Source organism: Rickettsia massiliae MTU5 (assembly GCF_000016625.1).
In the GTDB taxonomy this organism is placed as follows: Bacteria; Pseudomonadota; Alphaproteobacteria; order Rickettsiales; family Rickettsiaceae; genus Rickettsia; species Rickettsia rickettsii.
This window is the reverse complement of sequence record NC_009900.1, coordinates 613,293-635,049: the sequence shown is the minus strand read 5'-3', so window position 1 is coordinate 635,049 and position 21,757 is coordinate 613,293. Positions and strand designations below refer to the sequence as shown.

Sequence of the window (21,757 nt, the reverse complement as noted above, 5' to 3'; positions counted from 1 at the left end):
ATTTCTCAATGACAGTTGGAAAACAGAAAGATAAACTAAGCTGTCTTGTCTTTTATTGTAGACATGGATTTTACTACCTCGGATAAGCCGCTTTGAGTAGCTGCCGCAGTAGTAGCAACATTACTGTGTCACCCCCATGGGGTCCATAAAAACAATAAAAAATACTAAAATTATTAGTATTTTTAACTGGATCCTGTGATGACAGAGGTGAAATTGATCCACGCAATAATATAGTCAATTCAGCCCAATTTAGTGACAGGTGTAAGGAAGAAAGCCTATAAATAATAGGCGAGTTCAAGATAGTCAGGAATGAAGCAAGAAAAATCGCATTTTGATTGAAAAGTCAAAAAGAATTACTTTACTATAGCTTGCATTAATTTAATATAATATATGATATTTTGACTATTAACAAATCTCTATTTATTTATCGGTGTTTCTACCAAAGCATGCTTAAGTACTTGATCAATATTTGATACAGATATAATTTCTAGGCTTTCTTTTATATTCGGCGGCATATCTTTCAAATCTTTGACATTCTCTTCAGGAATCAACACGGTTTTAATACCTCCCCTACTTGCAGCAAGTAACTTCTCTTTAAGACCACCTATAGGTAAAACATTGCCTCTTAAAGTAATTTCACCGGTCATTGCTACAGTACGATGTACGGGTATTTTAGTCATCAACGAAACAATAGTCGTAAATAAAGCACAGCCGGCAGACGGTCCATCTTTTGGAATAGCCCCGGCCGGTACGTGAATGTGAATATCAAAATCTTTATAATTATCGTACCTTAATCCAAAATTTGTTGCTCTGCTTCTAAAACAACTATAGGCAGCCATTGCCGATTCTTTCATAACATCACCGAGTTTTCCGGTGGTCTTTATTTCACCTTTCCCTGGAAATGCTAAAGCCTCTATAGTTAAAAGCTCTCCGCCTACTTCAGTGTAAGCCAGTCCCGTGGTACTTCCTATTTGATCTTCTTTCTCGGCAAGCCCGAAATTATATTTCTTAACTCCTAAAAATTCTTCAAGATTATTACTATCTATGGCGATATGCTTAACACTTTTATCTGCTAAAATCTGCTTTAATGCTTTTCTAGTTAATGCCCCTATTTCACGCTCTAAAGCTCTTACACCTGATTCCTTGGTATAATATCTAATTAAATCCAAAATTGCCGTCTCGGATATAGTAATTTCATCTTTTTTGATTTTATGCATTTTAAATTGTTTTGGAACTAAATAATTTCTGGCAATTTGGAGCTTTGCTTCCTCTACATAACCGGAAATATATATTTTTTCCATTCTATCACTTAAAGCTCTAGGTACATCATGAGAGTTAGCAGTAGCAATAAATATTACATTTGATAGATCATATTCTACTTCTAGATAATGATCAACAAAGTGACTATTCTGCTCAGGGTCTAATACCTCAAGCAAAGCGGATGCCGGATCACCTCTAAAATCAGAACTCATTTTATCGATTTCATCAAGCAGCATTACAGGATTACTAGTCTTAACTTTCTTAAGTTGACCTAAAATTTTACCGGGCATTGATCCAAGGTAAGTTTTTCTATGCCCTCTGATTTCTGCTTCGTCTCTAACACCGCCGAGCGCAAGTTTAGTATATTTTCTGCCCATTCCTTCGGCAATAGATTTTACAAGTGAAGTTTTACCGACCCCTGGCGGACCTATTAAACATAATATAGGTCCTCTAATTTTACTTGAACGCTGTAATACCGCTAAATATTCTATAATTCGTTCTTTAACTTTTTCGAGTCCAAAATGGTCACGATTTAAAATTTGCTCTGCTTGGTTAATATCTATTTTGCTATTATCATACTTACCCCAAGGCAGGCTAAGCAATGTCTCAAGATAGTTACGCGTTACTCCCGACTCCGCTGACATTTGATTCATGGTACGGAGTTTCTTAAGTTCAGCCTTAGCTTTTTCTTTTGCTTCTTTTGATAATTTTAAACTTTTAATTTTTTTCTCAATATCGGCAAGTTCTGATTTATCTTCATCAAGCTCTTTTTGAATAGCTTTCATTTGTTCGTGCAGATAATAATCACGCTGCGTTTTTTCGATTTGCTTTCTTACTCTTTGCTGCAATGCCTGCTCGGTTTCTGAATTTACTATATTGGAAGTAAGCGTACTAATAACCGTAGTGATACGCTTAAAAGGACTAGTTTCTTCTAATAAATGCTGTTTTGCCTCAAGTGAAGTTATCAAATGTGAGGCTAATATATTTATAATATTTATGAAATTAGTGCTATTACTTATTGCTTTATTGATAGTTTCAATAATTTCTGCATTAACTTTCTTATCATTAATCGCATATTTACTAAATAGTTGTACTGCATTATCAACGAGTGAACGCATGTTATTAACGTCCAATATTTCTTCATCCGGAATAATTTCGTAATTTGCTTCAAAAGCTTCCTCGCCTTTGATATTGCTTAGCTTTACTCTTGCTACTGCTTCTATTAAGATTTTTGCCGTATTATTAGGCAGCTTCACTATTTGGATAATCTTGGCAAGTATAGCTGTGTTATAAAGTTCGTGTGTACTAGGGTTTTCTTGATCAAATTTTTTCTGTAAAGTTACTAAAATATATTTACTATTATCTTCCTCGGAAATGGTAGTACGAGAGAGTGCTTGCAGAGATTTTTGCCTACCCACAAAAATAGGAGCAATTACTCCCGGGAATACTACTATATCTCTCAGTGCCATTAACGGAAGGGATTTTTTGTTCATCAATTAAAACCTTTTAAAATTTCTAATTATTAACTATATAATATAGTATCAACCTGATTTCAAGCTACCATTATTAATTATATTTATGAATTTATTATTACAACCTCCTCAAAATGTAGCAGCCGCACATAATAGAATAAAACAATATCTACATTTAACTCCGATCGTTCACTCTGAAAGCTTAAATGAGATGCTCGGTCATGAGATTTTTTTTAAGGTTGAATCATTACAAAAAACCGGTGCATTTAAAGTTAGAGGCGTGTTAAATCATTTATTAGAATTAAAAGAGCAAGGAAAATTACCTGATAAAATAGTCGGTTATAGTACGGGTAACCATGGAATCGGTCTTGCTTATGCGAGTAAATTATTCGGTATTAAAACAAGGATTTATTTACCGTTAAATACTTCAAAAGTAAAACAGCAAGCAGCTCTTTATTACGGCGGTGAAGTTATATATACATATACTCGACAAGAAGCGGAAGAAAAAGCAAAAGAAGATGAAAAGCAAGGATTTTACTATATGCATCCTTCCGATAGTGATTCTACAATAGCAGGAGCAGGCACGTTATGCTATGAAGCATTACAGCAGCTAGATTTTAGTCCTGATGCTATTTTTGCCTCTTGCGGCGGCGGCGGTTTAATTTCCGGCGCATATCTTGCCAAGGAATTAATATCACCGACAAGCTTGTTAATAGGTTCAGAACCTGTAAATGCCAATGATGCTTATTTATCTGTTAAAGATAATAAAACATATAGATTTAACTATGCTCCGAATACTATTGCGGACGGTCTTAAAACCTTGAGTGTATCAGCTCGTACATTTGAATATCTGAAAAAACTTGATGATTTTTATTTAGCAGAAGAATATGAAATATATTACTGGACGGCGTGGCTTACTCATTTACTTAAAGTAATATGCGAGCCGTCAAGTAGTATAAATATGGTTTCAGTGGTAAATTTTTTAAAAACACAATCCAAACCTCAAAAATTACTAGTACTAATCTCAGGCGGTAATATCGATCCTATTCTTTATAATGAATTATGGAAAGAGGAGTATTTAAGCATCTCACCTAAATCTTTATGTTCTGATGTCATTTCTGCGAAAGCAGCAATCTAGTAACCTTTAATGTCATACCGCGACTTGATCGCGGTATCTTAGGACTCAGCTGGTGATACAAGACCCTGTGGTCACGCCACGGGGTGACAATAAAAAATCTAGATTTCCGCTTTCGCGGGAATGACATAGCAGCAATGTAACAAAGCCTCCTCACAATGATGAAGTTATATTAAAATTTAACCCTTTCTTCTTACTGCTTCTTGATTTTTAGTAGAAGTATTAGGAGTGATTTGCGGAGGTTTTATATTAGAACTTCTTAGTTTTATTGAATCTTCAAATATGGTTTTATCAAATGCTATTGGATTGATTTTTCTGAGTTCCGCTAAATTAAAATTATTAACTTGTTGCGGTTGAACTATAATAGGCTCACCCGTAACAGGAATTAAATTTTTAAATTCAGGATTAGTTGCTACTTTATCTTTATTTTCATTTAAAAATTTTGTTAGACCTGCAGTAATTTCAGGATTTGTTAAAGCGTTTGAAAAGATTTTATCATTAATTGTCTTCACTACATATCCATCACTCAGAGTAATATATTTATCTACAACTTTTCCTAATCTTTCTTCCAAATAGTTTCTACCTGTAAATATCTGCTTAAATTTTTCCCATAAAGAAGTACCTCTATCATTAATATCTTTTAATTCAGTGGCTATTTTAGTACTATTCTCCGTTAGATAAGTAGAATCTAACTTATTTAATTCCCTTATTATTTCAGGATTCTTTATGCCTGATGAGTTAGTAAGTATAATAGTTTGTTCTAATTGCTTACTAATTTTATGATTTTGTTCTAATCTATTACTAATCTGCTGCACCGTATAAGTGGCTGCCTTTTGTAATGCCTTAAATTCCACTTGAGATAATTGATTTACTCTTGGGATAAACTGCTTACTATCTTCATTAAATTTCTGGTTTTTATCTCCTTGAATAATAAATTTTTCATATTTCTCAAGTTTGTCTGGAGTGTTTTTAGGATCTTGTTTTAAGATTTCTATAGCTTGATCTTTTACAGCCTGTGCATATTGCTCTTTAGGTATAGACTTTCCGCTTACGGCTATTAATGCTTCTTTAGTTGCTCTTATAGGATTGGCAAAGATTTCTTCTTCATCTTCTATACCCATCAATGATAATTCATCAAAAGGTCCTCCTTTATTTAGAGGAAGTACAAAACCCTTAAGTGCTGCTTCAGCCCTTGCGACATCAAACTTTAGCTTATCTGCTGCACTAGGCATTAGTTTTGTATCTTGTCCTAAATTGATATGCAAGTTATCTACTAATTTTTGTATATCTTTATTTTCTACAACTTCACTAATAATTTTACTGGCAAGTACTTCAAGCGTACTAGTGATATATTCTTCAGATTGTAAATATTGTTGAATAGGATCGGTAGTAACAATATTTTTATTCAAAGTATCTAATCTACTATCTACGTTTTTTATATCCACTATTTTAGCTTTTACTGCAGCCAATATCTCAGTCACTTCATCGTTTTTTTTAATAGTATTATCTATATTAGTTATAATCTTTACCATATAATACTCATTATTAAGTTATTTGATATAATGAACTAAAATTATCAAACTTTTTAAAAATTCGCAACTATATTATCATATAAATCACTACTTACTACGCTCTGACTGTTGCCCACTCTCTCTACTTTTATTAAGGTTTTCAACATGAGATATAGGGGTTGTGATATAGAAGACTTATATAGCCTTGGAATATTGTTTTATTTTGCTTTACAATATTTGGTGCTTGTTTTTCTCTTTGTAGTTCTTCCGACAAATTTTTTGTTTCTATATGTAGACTATTACTTTTTTCAAAGTTAGCAAATGCTTTATCTATATTTTTTTGAGCATAATCCGTACCGGTAAAAACTGCTACTATTCTTTGCCATAGCTTAGGTTTGGTTACTCTTTGTAATTCTAATGCTATACTTTCTCCCCATCCGTGTTCCGTAAATATCCAGGATTTAACTCTGCTAATACTCTTTTAGTACTGTTAACAAGTGCAGGATTGCTGCTCTCAAGTAATGGGGCAAAATTCTTGATAATTTCTTTACCTTGCTCTATCATTTTTTCAGGCGGTAGTTTACTTATTGCTGGTAATATAAAGTTTTAATTATATTATAGGCTCATTTACTCCTAACTCATTAATAGACGATAAAGCTTTTGCTTCTTTTTCATTTATTTGAAAAGTAATTTTAAAAAATTCAGCTATTTTTAATGCTGCTTGTGTTAATGCTGCTACTTGTTTTGGATCATTAATTTGCTCTTGTTTATCAAGTTTAGGAGTAGTATTTTTAGTAAGAAATTTTCTGTAGTTACCTAATGTTGTTTCTGAAACATTTTCTTTAAGGTTATCTAATGTTTTATCTATTAATTTCTCTCTATATTATTCTTTAGATATTGTTTGGTTAGCTAATTCTAACATAGCTTTTTCTAATGGTTTTTTAATATCCATCACTTCATCTTCGCTTAAGCCATTACGTTTTTCGTCGTTCATCTGCTCTACTTGAGACTTACTTAAATCTATGGCAAAACCTTTTCAAGCAGCTGCATTTTTAGCATTTGCAACACTATATTTTCCTTTTTCCTCTTCCGACGAAATTAATTTAGTTACTTCATAATGAGTGTTATATATATGTCAGTTAAAGATTGAACTACATCATTTGGTAAATAATTAGTACTAAAAGGAGCAAACTGCGATTCTATTGCAGTAAAAATATTTTGTCTAGTAGCGGCAACATAGTTAAGAGGAGCAGCAGTATCTTTAAAAAATTTAATTTGAGTATTAAATTTACTATCAATACTACTTCTTATATTATCTAAAAATTTATTATATAATTCTTCTGTAACGCGAGTTTCGTATTAATAAAGCCTGACGATTTCCTTCAGGTTTATTAGCATCTTTAGCCATATCACTTCCTCTATTAATTATTATTAATTAAATTAAAGAATGCAAACCAATTTAAAATTTATGAATGCAAATTAATTAAAACTTATAAAAAGAATTGTATTTTTTCATAGAAGAGGTCCTGATCGTAATTTCATCAGGGATTTCGGTTATGAACCTTGAAGGGTAAGAACGGACTATTTCATAAAATATTTTTCTGCTTTCAGCATGAGTAATGTAGAGGTCTTTTTTGGCTCTCGTAATGCCGACATAAGCAATGCGGCGTTCTTCTTCTAAGCCTTTTTCGCCGTCTTCGTCTAGAGATCTTTGAGACGGAAATATACCCTCTTCCCAGCCCGGTAAAAATACCACGTCAAACTCAAGCCCTTTAGCTGCGTGCAGGGTCATTATAGTAACAGAGCCACCATAATTGGTTTCAAGCACTTCATTTTCCATAACTAAGCTTGAATGTTCGATAAAATCATGAACATCGTTAAATTCAGCAATAGCTCTAAGCATTTCGTTAATATTTTCGATTCTACCGAAGGCTTCTTCGGTTTTTTCTTCTTGAAGCATTTCAAGATAACCGGAATCATCAAGTATTGCTTTAACTACGTTTATTGGAGCATCTATACTAAATCTTTCGTACCAATTATCGATTTTAGTAACCAACTCTTTTAGAGTTTCATATGATTTTGCTTTAATCTCACCTATTTCTAGCATTTCTTTAATGGCTGCGAAATTAGAAATATTTCGCTCAAGTGCATAGACTCTAATTTTATTTAAGCTAGTTGCACCTATTGCCCTTTTCGGCACATTTATAATACGCTCAAGTGCTAGATTGTCATTTTGATTCAAAGATATACGGATATAAGCAAGCACGTCTCTTATTTCCATACGTTCATAGAACCGCAAACCGCCTATAATTTTATAAGGCATAGCACTATTTATAAACGCTTCCTCAAAACTTCTTGTTTGAAATCCGGCTCGTACTAATATTGCAATATTGCCGGCATTATACCGATCTTCTCGCACTAACTTATCTATTTCACCGGCTATATATCTTGCTTCTTCTTTATCACTCCAACAAGAGATAATTTTTATCTTTTCACCGCTTTCCCTATCCGTCCATAACGTTTTACCGTGACGGTTTTTATTATTATTGATAACATTGGAAGCAGCAGCAAGTATTGGCAAAGTTGATCTATAATTCTGCTCTAATTTAATAATTGTTGCGCCTGCAAAATCTTTTTCAAAACGTAATATATTCCCGACTTCTGCTCCTCGCCAACCATAAATAGATTGATCATCATCCCCTACACAGCAAATATTTTTATATAAACTTGCGAGCATTCTTGCCCATAAATACTGGACAACGTTAGTGTCTTGATATTCATCGATTAAAATATATCGATATTTTTCTTGATAATATCTTAGTATTTCAGGGTTTTTAATAAAAAGCTCATTATTATAAAGTAGCAAATCTCCAAAATCTAAAACATTAGAAATAAGTAAATTTTTCTGATATTCTTCGTATACAAGTTTTGCAACCCTCTGCAGCGGTAAATTAGTATCTGATACTGATAGTTTAGTTGGTAATAATCCTTGATCTTTCCATCTAGAAATTATGATATGTATTAATTTAGGAGCATATTTTTTAGTATCAATATCTTTTAGCTTTACTATATCTTTCACTAGTTTTAATTGATCATCATGACTAATAATAGTAAATCTATTATTTAAACCAAGATTTAAATGCTCAATCTGGTCACGTAATATCCTAGCTGCCATTGAGTGGAAAGTGCCTATATTAAGACCATAGCAATTAATTAGACTATTAACTCTTTCAGCCATTTCTTTAGCAGCCTTATTAGTAAAAGTAACGGCTAGAATATTTTGAGGTGAGGCTAAATTTTGGTGAATAATATTAGCTATTCTTGAGGTAAGTACCTTTGTTTTACCTGTCCCTGCACCTGCAAGCAATAAAAGCGGTCCTTCAGTGTGAAGAACTGCTTTTTGCTGCTCTGGATTTAATGTATGTATGAAATCTTGATTTTGCATTTGTTTTAAGGATGTTGTGCTATGGCTCTACTATGTCATTCCCGCAAAAGCGGGAATCCAGAAAAACATATAAAAACTTGTTTTTATATGTTTATTTTGTCAAAAATATGTATTTTGTATAAATATTAAAGTTATTTTTTCTAGATTCCCACTTACACGGGAATGACACTAAAGCATTAAAATATCACCTTATTCTTCTTAGATTTTTAATAATATACGAAATAGTAATTATCGGACTACAAATAATTATTTTAAATAACCTAAAATAAGAGCTTAAATTTCTATCTTCAATAAACCAATTATATAAATCATTTATAGGTTTAATCTCAGCAGGAATAATATATTGATCTTTAAATAATTCTTTTAAAACTCTTTTTGCCTGTTTTGCTTCTACTTTACGCTCTATTGTTAAGCTTTGATCATGTACTCGGTAGAAATATAAAGATTCCGGTATATGAGCAAATTTCGTAACAAGCCCAAGCCTTAGCCAATATTCATAATCATCCACTAACTGCATATTTTCATTATATCCACCTACTTGCCTTGCTAAATCGGCTCTATATAAAAAACATGCACCAACGCAATCTCTAATCGGTAAAAACTCAGGAGGTTCTTGATAAAGTCTTATTCCTACTTTACCGTGGTCATCGATCAAAGTATAATCAGTATATACAAGCCCTATCTCAGGTGAATTATCAAGTATCTTAACCATTTTTTCTAAAGCATTTTCATGGAAAAGGTTATCATCTGAAGTCCAAGTAAAATACTCCCCCTGGGCCTCTTTAAAAGCAATATTAAGACTTGCCGGTAATCTTTTATTGGTCTCATTTACTATTACCTTAATACGTGAATCCTGCTCTGCATATGTCCTAGCTACTATAACGCTATTATCTTTTGAGCAATCATCAATAATAATAAGCTCAAAGTCTTTAAAGCTTTGATTAAGGCAGCTCTCAATAGCAAAAGGTAATAGTTTCTTTCTATTATAAACTGGTAAAACTATTGAGATTTTTGGAAGATTACTATGCATGTCCTCCTAACATATCAAAAGTATTTAAACTATTAATTATATTTTCTATTAATTCTGATTCTTCAGATTTACATCCATCTTCAAGGATTAATAATATATTGCTTAAAGCATTATTAAGCATTTTGGGTATTATAGTATTTTGCTCTTCAAACCTTTTCATCAAAGGATCAACATATTCAATTGTTAACGATTCTTTATATTGATCTAATAGCTCGGCAAGACAATCAGATACTGCCCATAACAAAAGATCAGCTCCTTCATTATCTATTAAATCAAATACTTCATAAATTTTTTCAATTTGTACTTCAATATTATCTACAAGCACTGGCATAATTTTTACTATTTATTACTTAGATTATTATATTTTCTATGTCATTCCCGCGAAAGCGGGAATCCAGAAAAAATAATCTTAATACTGCTACAAAGAATTATATTTTTTATATTCTTTACTAGATTCCTGCTTTCGCAGGAATGACATAAAAGGAACCGTGCGGGCATTCTTAATGCTGTAAATTTATATATTTCGTATTTAGATATTCAAATATCCCTTCAAATGAGCCTTCAACTCCAAAACCTGAAGCTTTACGTCCTGCAAAAGGTGCTTTTGCATTTGCAGGTAACGGGTCGTTAATCGATACCATACCAAAATCAAGCTTAGACGCTATCATTTGTACCACAGATATATTATTTGAATATACATATCCTTGCAAGCCGTATTCGGTATTATTTGCACGTTCTATTACTTCATCCAAATCTTTAAATTTATAACCAGCAACTACCGGACCGAATATTTCTGTTCTAAAGATATCCATATTATCCAAACAGTCAATAATAATAGTAGGCTCAATAAAATTATCAACAGCTTTACCGCCGCAAATTAATTTAGCTCCTTTACTTTGTGCATCAGCGAGTAACTTTTGTATTTTTGCTATGGCAGCAGAATTAATTAACGGACCTAAATCCGATTCCTTATCAAATCCGTCACCGGCTTTAAACTTAGTAAATTTAGCCTTTAGAATTTCTATAAATTTTTCATATATAGATTCTTCTATAAATATTCTGTTAGGTGAAGTACAAGACTGTCCACTATTTCTAGTTTTAGCGATTACTAAATCACTTACTACTTTCTCTAAATCATTATCTGCCGTTATAATGAAAGGAGCATTGCCGCCAAGTTCCAAAGATAAACGTTTTAGAGTATTTGCGGCATTTTGATATAGAATTTTACCGACATTTGTAGAGCCGGTAAATGATAATTTCCGAAGCCTAAAATCTTCACACAAAGCCTTACCTATAATATCTGAACTACCTGTAATTACATTAAATACTCCGGCAGGCAAACCGGCATCGCTTGCAAATTTCGCAAGTACTAAAGCTGATAGAGGCGTAAGACTTGACGGTTTTAATATAACGCTACAACCCGCAGCTATTGCAGGTACTACCTTGCGAGTAATCATTGCATTTGGAAAATTCCAAGGAGTTATAGCAGCAGACGGTCCTACAGGCTCATATTGCGTAACAATTTTATGAGTTTTACTATTACCGGGTTTGATAGTCGAATGAATATTATGTATAGCATATGTATACCAATCAATAAAAGAGGCTCCATATAAAATTTCTTTTTTTGATTCAGCAAGTACTTTACCCTGCTCTAGGGTTAATATATGACTTAACTCCTCAATATTTTCGATTACTAAATTATACCATCTTCTAAGAATCGCTATTCTCGCTTCAAATGAGCTTTGTGACCATGAAGAAAAACTAGTCACCGTATTATTAATCGCTGAATTAATCTCAGATAATCCCAAATTCGGAACTGTAGCAATTTCTTTTAAGGTCGCAGGATTAATAACGGATATTTGTTGCCCAAACTCTATAAATTCACCGTTTATATAATTCTTTCCCGTAATGTTTTTAAGTAAGTGCATATATTTCTCATTACCTGCGTGGATACTAAAATCGTCATTGCGAGCGAACATTGGCGTTGTTGCATAGCTCTAAATAATTATCTTTAACTCCTTTAATATTTCCCCATGCATACTCAATAACCTCAGATGAAATATCAGAGTAATATTTTTTCTTAGGATTTATTAATTGTGACTCTAAAGAGATCACAGCTGAGAGAAATACTTTTTCTAAGTTATTTTAAATAACCGCCTTTATTAAGATTTATATTTGCTAACAGCCAACCGTCATCTCCATTAAAAATCCAATTCTGATGTAACATTGAGTCAAAAGTAAAATTTTTAAATATATTAGTAGTTGTAGGCTTATCAGTAGCTAACCTAATATCAGGAGCCTTTATCACTTGATCATATCTAACTCCGGTTATTTCTAGCTCTGTAAATTTTACACTTTGGCTATTTGGATAAAAATGATTTAAGTAAAATTTTATTGCAGAATATATTAAAAATTTTTGTGAAAATGCGGCTTCTTCTAGCTCTATTTCTAAATTAGCATTTTTCAATGCTTCTAAATTTTATATGCTAAAACTACCTCGTCTAACAATTTCATAAGTAATGGATATGTATCAATATTTTGTTTTGGTGGTGGTTATTATTTATTATGTTCCAAGTCATTATATTTGTACCTAATTAAATTAATACACAATGACTATAATAAGTGTCTTACTGAATGCAACAATTTTTTATTAATTTTTATTAACTTATATGTTAATTTACAGCTAAAAAATCTAAATTATTTATTTAGAAATGTTTCAGCCTCAAGAGCCGCCATACAACCTGTTCCTACAGCAGTTACTGCTTGTCTATAAATTTTATCCTGAACGTCACCAGCAGCAAAAACACCTTCTACACTAGTTCTAGTAGTGCCTGACTTCGTGATGATATAATTATCGTCATCCATTACAATTTGTCCGGTAAATAGCCCCGTATTCGGTGCATGCCCAATAGCTATAAATACACCGCTACAATTCAATAAACTAATCTCTTTGGTGTGAACATTTTGAATTTTAACTCCGGTAACGGATTTTGGTTTATTGTTACCTACAATCTCATCTACTACATGATCCCAAATTACTGATATTTTAGGATTTTTAAATAATCGATCCTGCAATATTTTCTCAGCTCTAAAACTATCTCTTCTATGCACTATAGTGACTTTGCTAGCATGATTGGTTAAGTATAAAGCTTCTTCTACTGCACTATTTCCTCCCCCTACTACAACTATTTCTTGATTCTTAAAAAAGAAACCATCGCAAGTAGCACATGCCGAAACACCAAAACCACGAAATTTCTGCTCTGAAGCTATACCAAGCCATTTTGCTTCCGCACCGGTACAAATTATTATGCTCTCCGCGTCATATTCATTTCCTGCTCCTGTAAATACTTTAAAAGGTCTTTTTGATAAATCCACCTTTTCTACGTAATCACTAACAATTTCCGTACCGACATTTTTAGCTTGCATAGACATCTGCTCCATAAGCCAAGGTCCTTGCACCGTTTCCGCAAATCCTGGATAGTTCTCAACATCGGTGGTAATTGTAAGCTGCCCACCTGGCTGCATACCACTTATTAATATTGGTTTTAAAGCAGCTCTAGCTGTATAAATAGCGGCACTTAAGCCCGCAGGTCCTGAACCTATTATTAGTACTTTAGTAGTAATTTTCATAATTATTATTTATTAATTTAAATGATGCCTATGTCATTCATGCGAAAGCAGGAATCCAACAAAACATATAAAAAACAGTTTTTTATATGTTTATTTTATTAAATATGTAATTTTTGTCCCAAGATTAAGGTTATTTTTCTGGGATTCCCGCTTCCGCGGGAATGACATCCTGAACGTTCGTACAACACAAGGTCACACAATCTAAGACTTCTTTTCTAACCAAGATTTGACATAGTTAATTTCTTCAGGGTTCATTAGAGAAGGAGCATGACCAGCATATTTTATTTCATAAAGATCAAAAATTTTTGTTTCTTTCATCTTTTTAATAGTAGATTTTGTTAAAATTTGAGATTTCATCCCATGAATTACTAATATTCTACATTTTATTTTATTCCATACAGACCATAGATTAATATCTTCTTCCTGGTTACTAACATTTTTCATTCCTTTTGTTATAGCAGGATCATAATTCATTTTATATTTTCCGCCGAATGTAGAAATTACACTATATTTTGTTAAATAATCCCAATCTTCTTCATCTTTAATACCGCTTTGTGCATAAATAAGTTTTAAATGCTCTTTTGCACTAGCCAAATCATCTAAGAGTATCGTTTTTTTAGCATAACCTCCAATTTTAATTAAAGGAGCAGCATCAATAAACGCCCCTATATCATTTAATATTAAGGCTTTAAAAATATTTTTATATTTACTGGCAAGTACCATACCTATAATACCGCCCATTGAAGTACCAAGCCAAATAGGATTTTTGATATTTAGCCTTTTTAAAAAAAATAACGTATCTTTAATATAAGTCGTATAGTTATAATGATTAGCTTTTTTAAAATTTTCGCTATCACTGCGACCGGGATAATTTATTGCAATTACTCTATAATTTTTACTCAACTCTTTAGCTATTTTATCAAAATCATGAGCATTGCTAGTTAAACCGTGAGCACATACTATTATATTTTTATTTTTAGAATCACCGAATTCCACATAAGAAATTTTATGTTTCGGTATATATTGAAGAGGTAATAAATTAATATAGGGACCAATTTTTATTGAATTAATTTTCATATGAACCTATTAATACCAATTTAGAATAAATTTAAAAAAATCATTGTCATCATGTTATTAATTTAAGTCACTTAAAAATATACTGACCATGGTCGGCATATATATAACTACAAAAAGCAAAGATAAAAACACAGTAGCTGCAACTTTTTCAGGGTAAAATTTCTGTAAATTCGCTATAACTATAGTATTTGCTGCGAGTGGTGCCGTAGAAAGTAGTTTTAGGGCATTATAGTAATCATTGTTATACCATTTTGTTACAAAATGATCAAACATGATAAATAACCCTACTCCCAAAGGATAGAATAGAAATTTAGCAGCAAAAGTAGCAAGAGTAAATTTGATATCGACTTCAAATTTTTGTAGAGACGAAAGAGCAAGACCCACCATCACCATACCGAGTATCGAAAAAGAACCTTTCATATTATATATAAAATCATCTAAAAAATCCGGTAAAGTAAAACCGCAAAAACTAAATAAACATCCCAAGAAAAAAGCGTTTAAAATCGGTAATTTTACTACTTTTAATATACTATCGGTGGTATTAGCAAAGCTCCTCATACAAATATAAAAGCCGACGGAACATTCATAAATATTCACTCCTATAACAGCCATCATGTAAATACTTAATGTATAATCATCAAAAAGTGCTGCAGCTATAGGCAACATAAAATACCCGCCATTTGCCGTACCTGCAGACAAAGCTATAATATTACGTGTATGATCCTGCCAAAATTTACCAAAAAAATAATAAGAAAAGAGCGATAAGAGTGTTGCAATTACAAATGTTACGACCGTAACGCTTAATGCCGAAAATGTTAAGGTTGTACTAGCAGGTATCGTAAAAAATACTATAGGCGATATAAAATAGAATAGTAACGAAGAGATACTATCTCTTTCAACATTTGAATATTTACCTGCTAAAAATCCTATTACTACACTTAATAATACCGAAACGGTTTTAAAAAAAACTATACTAAAGATTATCATGTAATGAGCTAAAGATATAATTACTTATAATATATGAGGTTTTATTTTTTTTTCACTAAATTTTGTAAAGATTTTTACTTCATCAGACCAAAATAAATTTCTAATTGAAATTTTAAAAATCTTATGTTATTTAAGGTATCTAATGTAATATAAAATTTTCATATTATTTATGCAAAATCTATTATCCTTATTCATTTTTTTGTTTAAATATCTATTCTAATCCTATGCCACTTGGTCTTGAATTAAATAACACTACCAATATAGATCTAACAAAAAAATACAAAATCATCAATAAAGAACCTAATTATTGGCAAGGATATAATTATTATATAGAACCAAATACAAAAACTATATCTAAAGCTTTAGTGATATGTAATGATTTTAATGTAATAGAAGCCGTTATTTTTAACTATAGATCAAAATAAATTTGAAGAGTTTTATAACATTTTAAAAGATAAATATAGTTTAGAAGAAGAAAATGATAAAGTGGTTACTTTCAAGGATGGTGAATGTGTAATCATACTTGAATCTTCTGAATTAAATACCGCAATGGAACTTGTATATATAACAAACGGTTTTTATAAAGAATTGTTAAACAAACTAGATAAAGAAGAAAAATTAGAGCAAGAACAGATGAAGAGATTGCTGTAATACTTGATCGGTATTGCTCACGTGGAGTCATATGTCATTCCCGCGGAGGCATTGTTGCGTGGATACCTATGTCATTCCTGCGAAAGCAGGAATTCAGAAAAAAGTATAAATACAGCAAATTTTTGAAATTAAAAGCTCGATTCATCTCGCTTTATGCTGGATTCCTGCTTTCGCAGGAATGACATAAGGAATAACACACGAAGCTACTTTGGAAATTACAGGCATATGTAAATTATATTTTTTTATCAAATCCAAAACTAATTTTAATGCTTCTCTTCCCTCTACTAGCTCTTTATATTCCTGTAAAAATTTCTTTTTATCGCTACTAATTCCAAGTTCATAACCAAATTTTGTATTACGTGAGCCTAACGAATAACAAGTAAGCACTAAATCGCCTACCACTCCCACTTCTAGTAAAATATCAGAATTTTTTTGCATACCACCTAAAGCTTGCGATAAAATAGCAATTTCTTTTAAGGCAGCTACTATAAGCGTTGCTCTTGCATTTTCGCCCTGCTTTCTTGCTAAATCAATCCCGCTTTTAATAGCAAAAATATTTTTTAAAGCTCCTGCTACCTGTAATGTTACAATATCGCTTGACACATTAGTAGTAAAAATTTTTGCACTTAGGTTATAAGCTATTTTATTTGCTATATCTATATCTAAACTTGCAATACTTGCCGAAGCAGGTAAATTTTTAGCAAGTTCTTTTGCTAGATTCGGACCTGCAAAAAACGCTGTAGGGCTATGCGGTAATAGAGTTTTTAACCTATCTGAAAATAATGCGGTAGGATTACGGGCAAAGCCTTTTGTTGCAATTAGAAGAGTATTGTCTTTAGAAATGCTGTGAGTTTTTAATAATTTTATTGAGTCATCAAAAGCGTAAGACGGCACTGCAATAATAATTAGTTCAAAATCCTTAATTATATCTAAGTTTGTAGTAGCCTGTAAATGAGCAGGTAATTTAATATCCCCTAAATATTTTATGTTAGTTTTGTTATGTAAAATTTCCTTTGCTATTGCCTCATCACGTAAAAATAAAGTAACGTTATTACAGTTTTGTGCTGCTAAAGAAGCAAGGCTAGTACCGAAACTCCCTCCCCCATAAACCGCAATATTTTTAAATTTGTTCATGTGCTTATTTTTTCTTTGTCACTTGCAGGTTTGTAGGTATCGTTGCTTGGCTTGTTTATGTCATTCTCACGAAGGCGGGAATCCAGTAAAACCATATCAAACCTTGTTTTTATATGGTTTTTTTATCAAATATGTAATTTCTGTATCAATATTGAAGTTGTTTTTCTGGATTCCCGCTTCCGCGGGAATGTGACATCGAGCGAATTTCTCGAGCCATAAAACAATACCTACTCACAATAACAATTTCTCTACTCCACAGCTTTCTCAAGATTTACTATTATAACGGGTGACTTATTAATTTCTTGTTTTAAGGTTTTACGGATTGTTCCTTTTATTGCCTCGATTACTTGTTCATCCGACAATGCTTTTTTAGCCTGTTTATTTTGAATAGTAACAAGTTCTTTAATGTCGTTTTTAATGAGGTTAACTAATGCCATATCCTCTTTCGGATCAAGCAACCCGGGCATAGACAGCATTGGGTTTGCAGCAAGCAGTCCTTTTTTATCAATGACTACTGATGCTACCACGATACCCGACTCACGCATACGTCTTCTAGCTTTGAAAATCGGAGATTCAACGGGCAGCAAATAATTACCGTCAACAGCTAAATAACCGTTTTCAACCTTTGAAATTACTTTTGCATTATTAGGTTCAAGCAGTACTACACTACCGTTTTCAACCTCTATTGCCTGTTTTATGCCGTTTTTCTTAGCAAGCTTAACATGTTCATGAATATGTACAGGCTCGCCGTGAACAGGTATACAAATATTCGGTCTAATTAGAGAATACATTTTTTGTAGCTCGTCAATCGATGGATGTCCTGAAACATGTACAAAATGGTCTCGCTCGGTAATAACTTCTACACCGGCTTTAACAAATATATTAAATAGCCTGAATATTTTCTTTTCATTACCCGGAATAATTTTTGAAGAAAAAATCATTGTATCCTTAGGAACAAGCTTTATAGACGGGTGAGAATTACTAGCCAGTTTTGCGGTGGCAGCCATAGGCTCACCTTGACAACCGGTAGCAATTACTAATAATTCTTCTCTTCTAAATCTGCTAACATCACGTTCACTAATTAGAGGAGCAATATCTTTCAAATAGCCACTTTCCTGCGCAGCAAGCATCATACGGTGCAAACTTCTACCGGTTAAGACTACTTTTCTACCCGCAAGCCCTGCAGCATGAATTATTGTATCAAGCCGTGCTAAATTAGAGGCAAAGGTTGAAACTACTACCATTTGAAGACAACCGGCTATAATATCTACTAAACTTTTTCTAACATCCCCCTCAGAACCTGAGCTTCCTTTATTAAATACGTTAGTTGAATCACAAACAAGTGCAAGAACCCCTTCATCTCCGTAAGATTTTAAAAACTCCTCATCGGCTTTTTTCCCAAGTATCGGATCGTTATCAAATTTCCAATCTCCCGTATGTAAAATATTACCTGCATCCGTACGGATCATAATTGCTTGCATTTCAGGAGCCGAGTGAGTCAGTGGCACCATCTCTAAGAAAAAAGGATCTAGATTTATTTTACTACCGGGTTTTACTTCATGAATTTTTATATTTTTAGCAAAATCATATTCATTTAAACGAAATTTTAAAAAATTTGCTGTAAAAGTAGTAGTATAAATAGGACATTTAAGGCTATTCCATAAATATTGGACTCCACCTAAATGATCCTCGTGCGCATGAGTTAAAATCAGACCTACTATATCTTTTTTATATTTCTCAATAAAGCTGCTATCAGCAATTATCATATCAACACCGGGTAAATAATCATCGGCAAAACCGCTACCACAATCAATCATTAACCATTTACCTTGATAATGGTAAAGATTAAGATTCATACCTATTTCATTAGATCCCCCTAGCGGTACAAATAGCAGATCATTTTTATGCTTTTTGATGTTGAATGATGACATAATTTAACTTAATATTTATTTTATTACTTTATTCTTATAACTTATTATTAGTTAAGCGTCTATATATTAAAAAAGAAATTCATATAATGAATATAAATAAAATAGCATTGATTTATAACCAAAATTCCAAACATTTAGCTATTATAGAGGCAATAAAAAAACTCTATAATTATTGTAAAATAGAGGAAGCGGAGGTAATTATCGTAATAGGCGGGGATGGAGAATTACTACATAATATTCACCGCTATATGCATCTTAATATACCTTTTTACGGAGTTAATTTAGGAAGCCTCGGCTTTTTAATGAATCCTTTAGATACCAAAAATTTATTACAAAATACACATGAAAGTACGGTTTCTATCCTAAATCCTCTTCTTATGCAAGTCGAAGATACGAGCGGTCAAATATATACAGCACTTGCTATTAACGAAGTATCGATATTTCGCAAAACTAATCAAGCTGCTAAATTTAGAATAGACGTAAACGGGATAGAGAGAATGAGCGAATTAGTGGCAGACGGAGCTTTAGTTGCAACACCTGCCGGAAGTAGTGCTTATAATTTATCTGCCGGCGGTCCTATTTTACCGCTTGAGTCAAACATGTTATGCCTAACCCCTATCTGCTCGTTTAGACCGCGTAGATGGCACGGTGCTTTACTGCTTTCATCTGCTACGATTAAATTTGAAATACTTAATACAAATAAACGACCGGTAAATGCTACGGCCGACTTTCAGGAGTTTCATAATATCACAAATGTTACCGTTAAATCTACTAAGGATAAGCCTATCAAACTGCTCTTTAATAAAAACCATACGCTGGAAGATAGAATTATTAAAGAGCAATTCGGTGGGTAATTATTAAAAAATATTAATAATTTTTTGACTAAGAATTAAACTAATGTATGATGCCTAGTTATTTTTAACAAGGCATCATACATGGAATCAAAAAAGTCTTCTATTAACTTTTCTAAAAATAACCATATTTTATGGTTACTACTTGAAACTCGCAATATTACCTTAAATACAGCTATAGAATTGTACTCAGCAATAGTTAAAGATTTTGATATAAAAAATAATTATTTAAGAACTATTGAAGAAATAAAAAATTCAAACTTAGCTTCAGAATTTGCTAATTTAGCAATTAAGAAGATAAAAGAGGTAAAAACCCCAAAAAAGCTATTGGAATGTGTATTAAAAAATTACAGTTACGAAGAACTTAAAAATCATGAGTTATTTAAAGATTATGAGATTAGTGAATATAATGCTTTAATTAATAAAAATTCTAAAGTAGAAATATTTTTTGAATACAAACCTAGCTCCAATTCTTCTAACCCTATCACTAAGATTATCAATAAATTTATCGCTAAGGAAAATATTTTTCATTTAGCCGTAGTAGAAAAGAATATTTCATTAATGGAAGAAGTAGCTAAAGACATACTTAAATCAGCACCTATAGTTTTATATTTACTTAAAACTCAAGAAGAATGGTATCAAAATATCTAAATTTTATTATTTGTAAAACCTGAATTTCAACCTGATATTATTAAACAATTAGCAAATATAGAAGATTTTGCTATTCTAAGCTCTTTTTCTGAAATATTGCTTGCTACCAAAAAATATGATGCAATAATAAACTTGCACCACAACTAGCGAATCTAGTAAACAATGAGCAAAAACAGGAAAGTAAATTCATCTATTTTTGCCGTTATAATCTATCAGTAGCCTATAATAAAATAATACAGGAAAATTATCATTAGACGAAGAGCAATTATTACGCATTTTAAAGGATCGACCAAACGATAGCGATTCAATCTATAGCTTATTTAATATTTATTTACTTAACGACAGGGCAACAGAAGCAAAAAATTTAATCAAAAATGCTCCTACAGATATCAAAATTTTGACAGCAATGAGTTTTAATTTAGCTGAAATTGCTGAAGCTAAATTAAATCTAATTAACCAAGACAATTTATCTAAAGATAGTAAAGAACAGTTTCGATGTTTTCGATATATTGCCAAATACAATCAATATTCTGCTGCTGAGAAAATTGTGAATGAAGAAAACCTAAAGGATGAGTGAATTGAAATTAGCAACTCTATTGGTGGTGCTATATTACTATCTACAACAGCCTTATATCCACACAATATGAATTAGCTAAACAATTTATACAAAAAATACCTAAAAATAAAATAACTCCATATCTCAGTAATATCTTCCAGGAAATAGAATTTTTATTAAATCCTGAAGAATATATTAACCAAATTCATATCGAAGCTCTTGTTAGCAACCTTAATTTTGCACAAGCACAAGCTATAGAAAAAATTAATAAGATTATCACTTGTTTAATCACAATTAAGAAATACGACTTAGCGTTAAAGAAAGTTGAGGGAATTTTACAATATGATAATAAAAATCAGGAAGCCATTGAGAATGGACTCACAGCTGCAAGGCTAGCTAATGATCACGAAAAGATACAGGAATATATTGGTTTATT

Annotated in this window: 19 protein-coding genes and 1 pseudogene; 6 read left to right on the top strand and 14 right to left on the bottom strand. The window is 32.0% G+C overall.

From position 1 onward, the window contains the following. Positions 1 to 416 precede the first annotated feature (416 nt). Positions 417 to 2,753 carry an endopeptidase La gene (gene lon, locus RMA_RS03405; protein ID WP_041404674.1) on the bottom strand — a complete coding sequence of 779 codons (2,337 nt, stop codon included), beginning with the start codon at positions 2,751 to 2,753 and terminating at the stop codon, positions 417 to 419. Between the two features lie 85 nt (positions 2,754 to 2,838). On the opposite strand from lon, the gene RMA_RS03400 reads away from it, so the two are divergent. Further along, positions 2,839 to 3,870: a serine/threonine dehydratase gene (locus RMA_RS03400; protein WP_041404673.1), complete on the top strand. Its 1,032-nt coding sequence runs from the start codon at positions 2,839 to 2,841 to the stop codon at positions 3,868 to 3,870. A 176-nt stretch (positions 3,871 to 4,046) separates the two neighbouring features. On the opposite strand, the gene RMA_RS03395 is transcribed toward RMA_RS03400, so the two are convergent. The 11 genes and pseudogenes from RMA_RS03395 to RMA_RS03350 all read right to left on the bottom strand — a co-directional run bounded on the left by RMA_RS03395 (position 4,047) and on the right by RMA_RS03350 (position 15,547). Beyond that, complete coding sequence (locus RMA_RS03395; RefSeq protein WP_012152787.1) at positions 4,047 to 5,399, bottom strand: hypothetical protein; 1,353 nt, start codon at positions 5,397 to 5,399, stop codon at positions 4,047 to 4,049. Positions 5,400 to 5,798: 399 nt separating this feature from the next. Next, positions 5,799 to 5,942 (bottom strand): hypothetical protein, encoded by a 144-nt coding sequence (locus tag RMA_RS09850; protein ID WP_187145925.1) that lies wholly within the window; start codon positions 5,940 to 5,942, stop codon positions 5,799 to 5,801. A gap of 919 nt (positions 5,943 to 6,861) precedes the next feature. After that, a complete protein-coding gene (pcrA, locus tag RMA_RS03385) occupies positions 6,862 to 8,823 on the bottom strand; it encodes a DNA helicase PcrA (protein WP_012152786.1) in 1,962 nt (653 codons plus the stop codon). Positions 8,824 to 9,007: 184 nt separating this feature from the next. Then, a complete protein-coding gene (locus RMA_RS03380; protein ID WP_012152785.1) occupies positions 9,008 to 9,853 on the bottom strand; it encodes a glycosyltransferase in 846 nt (281 codons plus the stop codon). Continuing rightward, positions 9,846 to 10,184 (bottom strand): hypothetical protein, encoded by a 339-nt coding sequence (locus RMA_RS03375; protein WP_041404672.1) that lies wholly within the window; start codon positions 10,182 to 10,184, stop codon positions 9,846 to 9,848. Before RMA_RS03375 ends, RMA_RS03380 begins: the two co-directional genes overlap by 8 nt. Positions 10,185 to 10,353: 169 nt before the next feature. Next, entirely contained in the window at positions 10,354 to 11,781 is a 1,428-nt protein-coding gene (locus RMA_RS03370) for an NAD-dependent succinate-semialdehyde dehydrogenase (protein WP_041404989.1), read from the bottom strand. A gap of 34 nt (positions 11,782 to 11,815) precedes the next feature. Continuing rightward, the gene (locus RMA_RS09845; RefSeq protein ID WP_187145903.1) at positions 11,816 to 11,968 is read right to left on the bottom strand and encodes a hypothetical protein; all 153 of its coding nucleotides are present in this window, start codon (positions 11,966 to 11,968) and stop codon (positions 11,816 to 11,818) included. A gap of 63 nt (positions 11,969 to 12,031) precedes the next feature. After that, positions 12,032 to 12,320: pseudogene (locus RMA_RS03365) on the bottom strand (hypothetical protein). A gap of 230 nt (positions 12,321 to 12,550) precedes the next feature. Next, entirely contained in the window at positions 12,551 to 13,483 is a 933-nt protein-coding gene (trxB, locus tag RMA_RS03360; protein WP_041404671.1) for a thioredoxin-disulfide reductase, read from the bottom strand. Between the two features lie 201 nt (positions 13,484 to 13,684). Then, positions 13,685 to 14,560 carry an alpha/beta fold hydrolase gene (locus RMA_RS03355; RefSeq protein WP_012152780.1) on the bottom strand — a complete coding sequence of 292 codons (876 nt, stop codon included), beginning with the start codon at positions 14,558 to 14,560 and terminating at the stop codon, positions 13,685 to 13,687. Between the two features lie 57 nt (positions 14,561 to 14,617). Next, complete coding sequence (locus RMA_RS03350; RefSeq protein WP_041404670.1) at positions 14,618 to 15,547, bottom strand: AEC family transporter; 930 nt, start codon at positions 15,545 to 15,547, stop codon at positions 14,618 to 14,620. A 224-nt stretch (positions 15,548 to 15,771) separates the two neighbouring features. Here RMA_RS03350 and RMA_RS03345 point away from each other — a divergent pair, with 224 nt between their 5' ends. Both RMA_RS03345 and RMA_RS09840 read left to right on the top strand, forming a co-directional pair. Then, positions 15,772 to 15,972 (top strand): hypothetical protein, encoded by a 201-nt coding sequence (locus RMA_RS03345; protein ID WP_238375562.1) that lies wholly within the window; start codon positions 15,772 to 15,774, stop codon positions 15,970 to 15,972. Between the two features lie 61 nt (positions 15,973 to 16,033). Beyond that, complete coding sequence (locus RMA_RS09840; protein WP_187145902.1) at positions 16,034 to 16,198, top strand: hypothetical protein; 165 nt, start codon at positions 16,034 to 16,036, stop codon at positions 16,196 to 16,198. Between the two features lie 141 nt (positions 16,199 to 16,339). On the opposite strand, the gene RMA_RS03340 is transcribed toward RMA_RS09840, so the two are convergent. Both RMA_RS03340 and RMA_RS03335 read right to left on the bottom strand, forming a co-directional pair. Next, complete coding sequence (locus RMA_RS03340) at positions 16,340 to 17,332, bottom strand: NAD(P)H-dependent glycerol-3-phosphate dehydrogenase (RefSeq protein ID WP_012152778.1); 993 nt, start codon at positions 17,330 to 17,332, stop codon at positions 16,340 to 16,342. A gap of 248 nt (positions 17,333 to 17,580) precedes the next feature. Beyond that, positions 17,581 to 19,263: a ribonuclease J gene (locus tag RMA_RS03335; RefSeq protein ID WP_041404669.1), complete on the bottom strand. Its 1,683-nt coding sequence runs from the start codon at positions 19,261 to 19,263 to the stop codon at positions 17,581 to 17,583. A gap of 86 nt (positions 19,264 to 19,349) precedes the next feature. On the opposite strand from RMA_RS03335, the gene RMA_RS03330 reads away from it, so the two are divergent. The 3 genes from RMA_RS03330 to RMA_RS09290 all read left to right on the top strand — a co-directional run bounded on the left by RMA_RS03330 (position 19,350) and on the right by RMA_RS09290 (position 21,342). Further along, on the top strand, positions 19,350 to 20,117 hold the full coding sequence (locus tag RMA_RS03330) for an NAD kinase (RefSeq protein ID WP_014365842.1): 768 nt from the start codon (positions 19,350 to 19,352) through the stop codon (positions 20,115 to 20,117). Positions 20,118 to 20,198: 81 nt separating this feature from the next. Continuing rightward, entirely contained in the window at positions 20,199 to 20,765 is a 567-nt protein-coding gene (locus RMA_RS10855; protein WP_238375561.1) for a hypothetical protein, read from the top strand. 397 nt (positions 20,766 to 21,162) lie between these two features. Continuing rightward, the gene (locus tag RMA_RS09290) at positions 21,163 to 21,342 is read left to right on the top strand and encodes a hypothetical protein (protein ID WP_148194404.1); all 180 of its coding nucleotides are present in this window, start codon (positions 21,163 to 21,165) and stop codon (positions 21,340 to 21,342) included. The last annotated feature ends 415 nt before the right edge of the window (positions 21,343 to 21,757 follow it).

Coding starts and splice junctions, on each gene's coding strand:
- RMA_RS03370 (WP_041404989.1), bottom strand. CDS start 11,781: ATGCACTTACTTAAAAACATTACGGGAAAGAATTATATAAACGGTGAA.
- RMA_RS03350 (WP_041404670.1), bottom strand. CDS start 15,547: ATGATAATCTTTAGTATAGTTTTTTTTAAAACCGTTTCGGTATTATTA.
- RMA_RS03330 (WP_014365842.1), top strand. CDS start 19,350: ATGAATATAAATAAAATAGCATTGATTTATAACCAAAATTCCAAACAT.
- RMA_RS03400 (WP_041404673.1), top strand. CDS start 2,839: ATGAATTTATTATTACAACCTCCTCAAAATGTAGCAGCCGCACATAAT.
- RMA_RS03340 (WP_012152778.1), bottom strand. CDS start 17,332: ATGAACAAATTTAAAAATATTGCGGTTTATGGGGGAGGGAGTTTCGGT.
- RMA_RS03375 (WP_041404672.1), bottom strand. CDS start 10,184: ATGCCAGTGCTTGTAGATAATATTGAAGTACAAATTGAAAAAATTTAT.
- trxB (WP_041404671.1), bottom strand. CDS start 13,483: ATGAAAATTACTACTAAAGTACTAATAATAGGTTCAGGACCTGCGGGC.
- pcrA (WP_012152786.1), bottom strand. CDS start 8,823: ATGCAAAATCAAGATTTCATACATACATTAAATCCAGAGCAGCAAAAA.
- RMA_RS03345 (WP_238375562.1), top strand. CDS start 15,772: ATGCCACTTGGTCTTGAATTAAATAACACTACCAATATAGATCTAACA.
- lon (WP_041404674.1), bottom strand. CDS start 2,753: ATGAACAAAAAATCCCTTCCGTTAATGGCACTGAGAGATATAGTAGTA.
- RMA_RS03395 (WP_012152787.1), bottom strand. CDS start 5,399: ATGGTAAAGATTATAACTAATATAGATAATACTATTAAAAAAAACGAT.
- RMA_RS10855 (WP_238375561.1), top strand. CDS start 20,199: ATGGAATCAAAAAAGTCTTCTATTAACTTTTCTAAAAATAACCATATT.
- RMA_RS03380 (WP_012152785.1), bottom strand. CDS start 9,853: ATGCATAGTAATCTTCCAAAAATCTCAATAGTTTTACCAGTTTATAAT.
- RMA_RS03335 (WP_041404669.1), bottom strand. CDS start 19,263: ATGTCATCATTCAACATCAAAAAGCATAAAAATGATCTGCTATTTGTA.
- RMA_RS09850 (WP_187145925.1), bottom strand. CDS start 5,942: ATGATAGAGCAAGGTAAAGAAATTATCAAGAATTTTGCCCCATTACTT.
- RMA_RS03355 (WP_012152780.1), bottom strand. CDS start 14,560: ATGAAAATTAATTCAATAAAAATTGGTCCCTATATTAATTTATTACCT.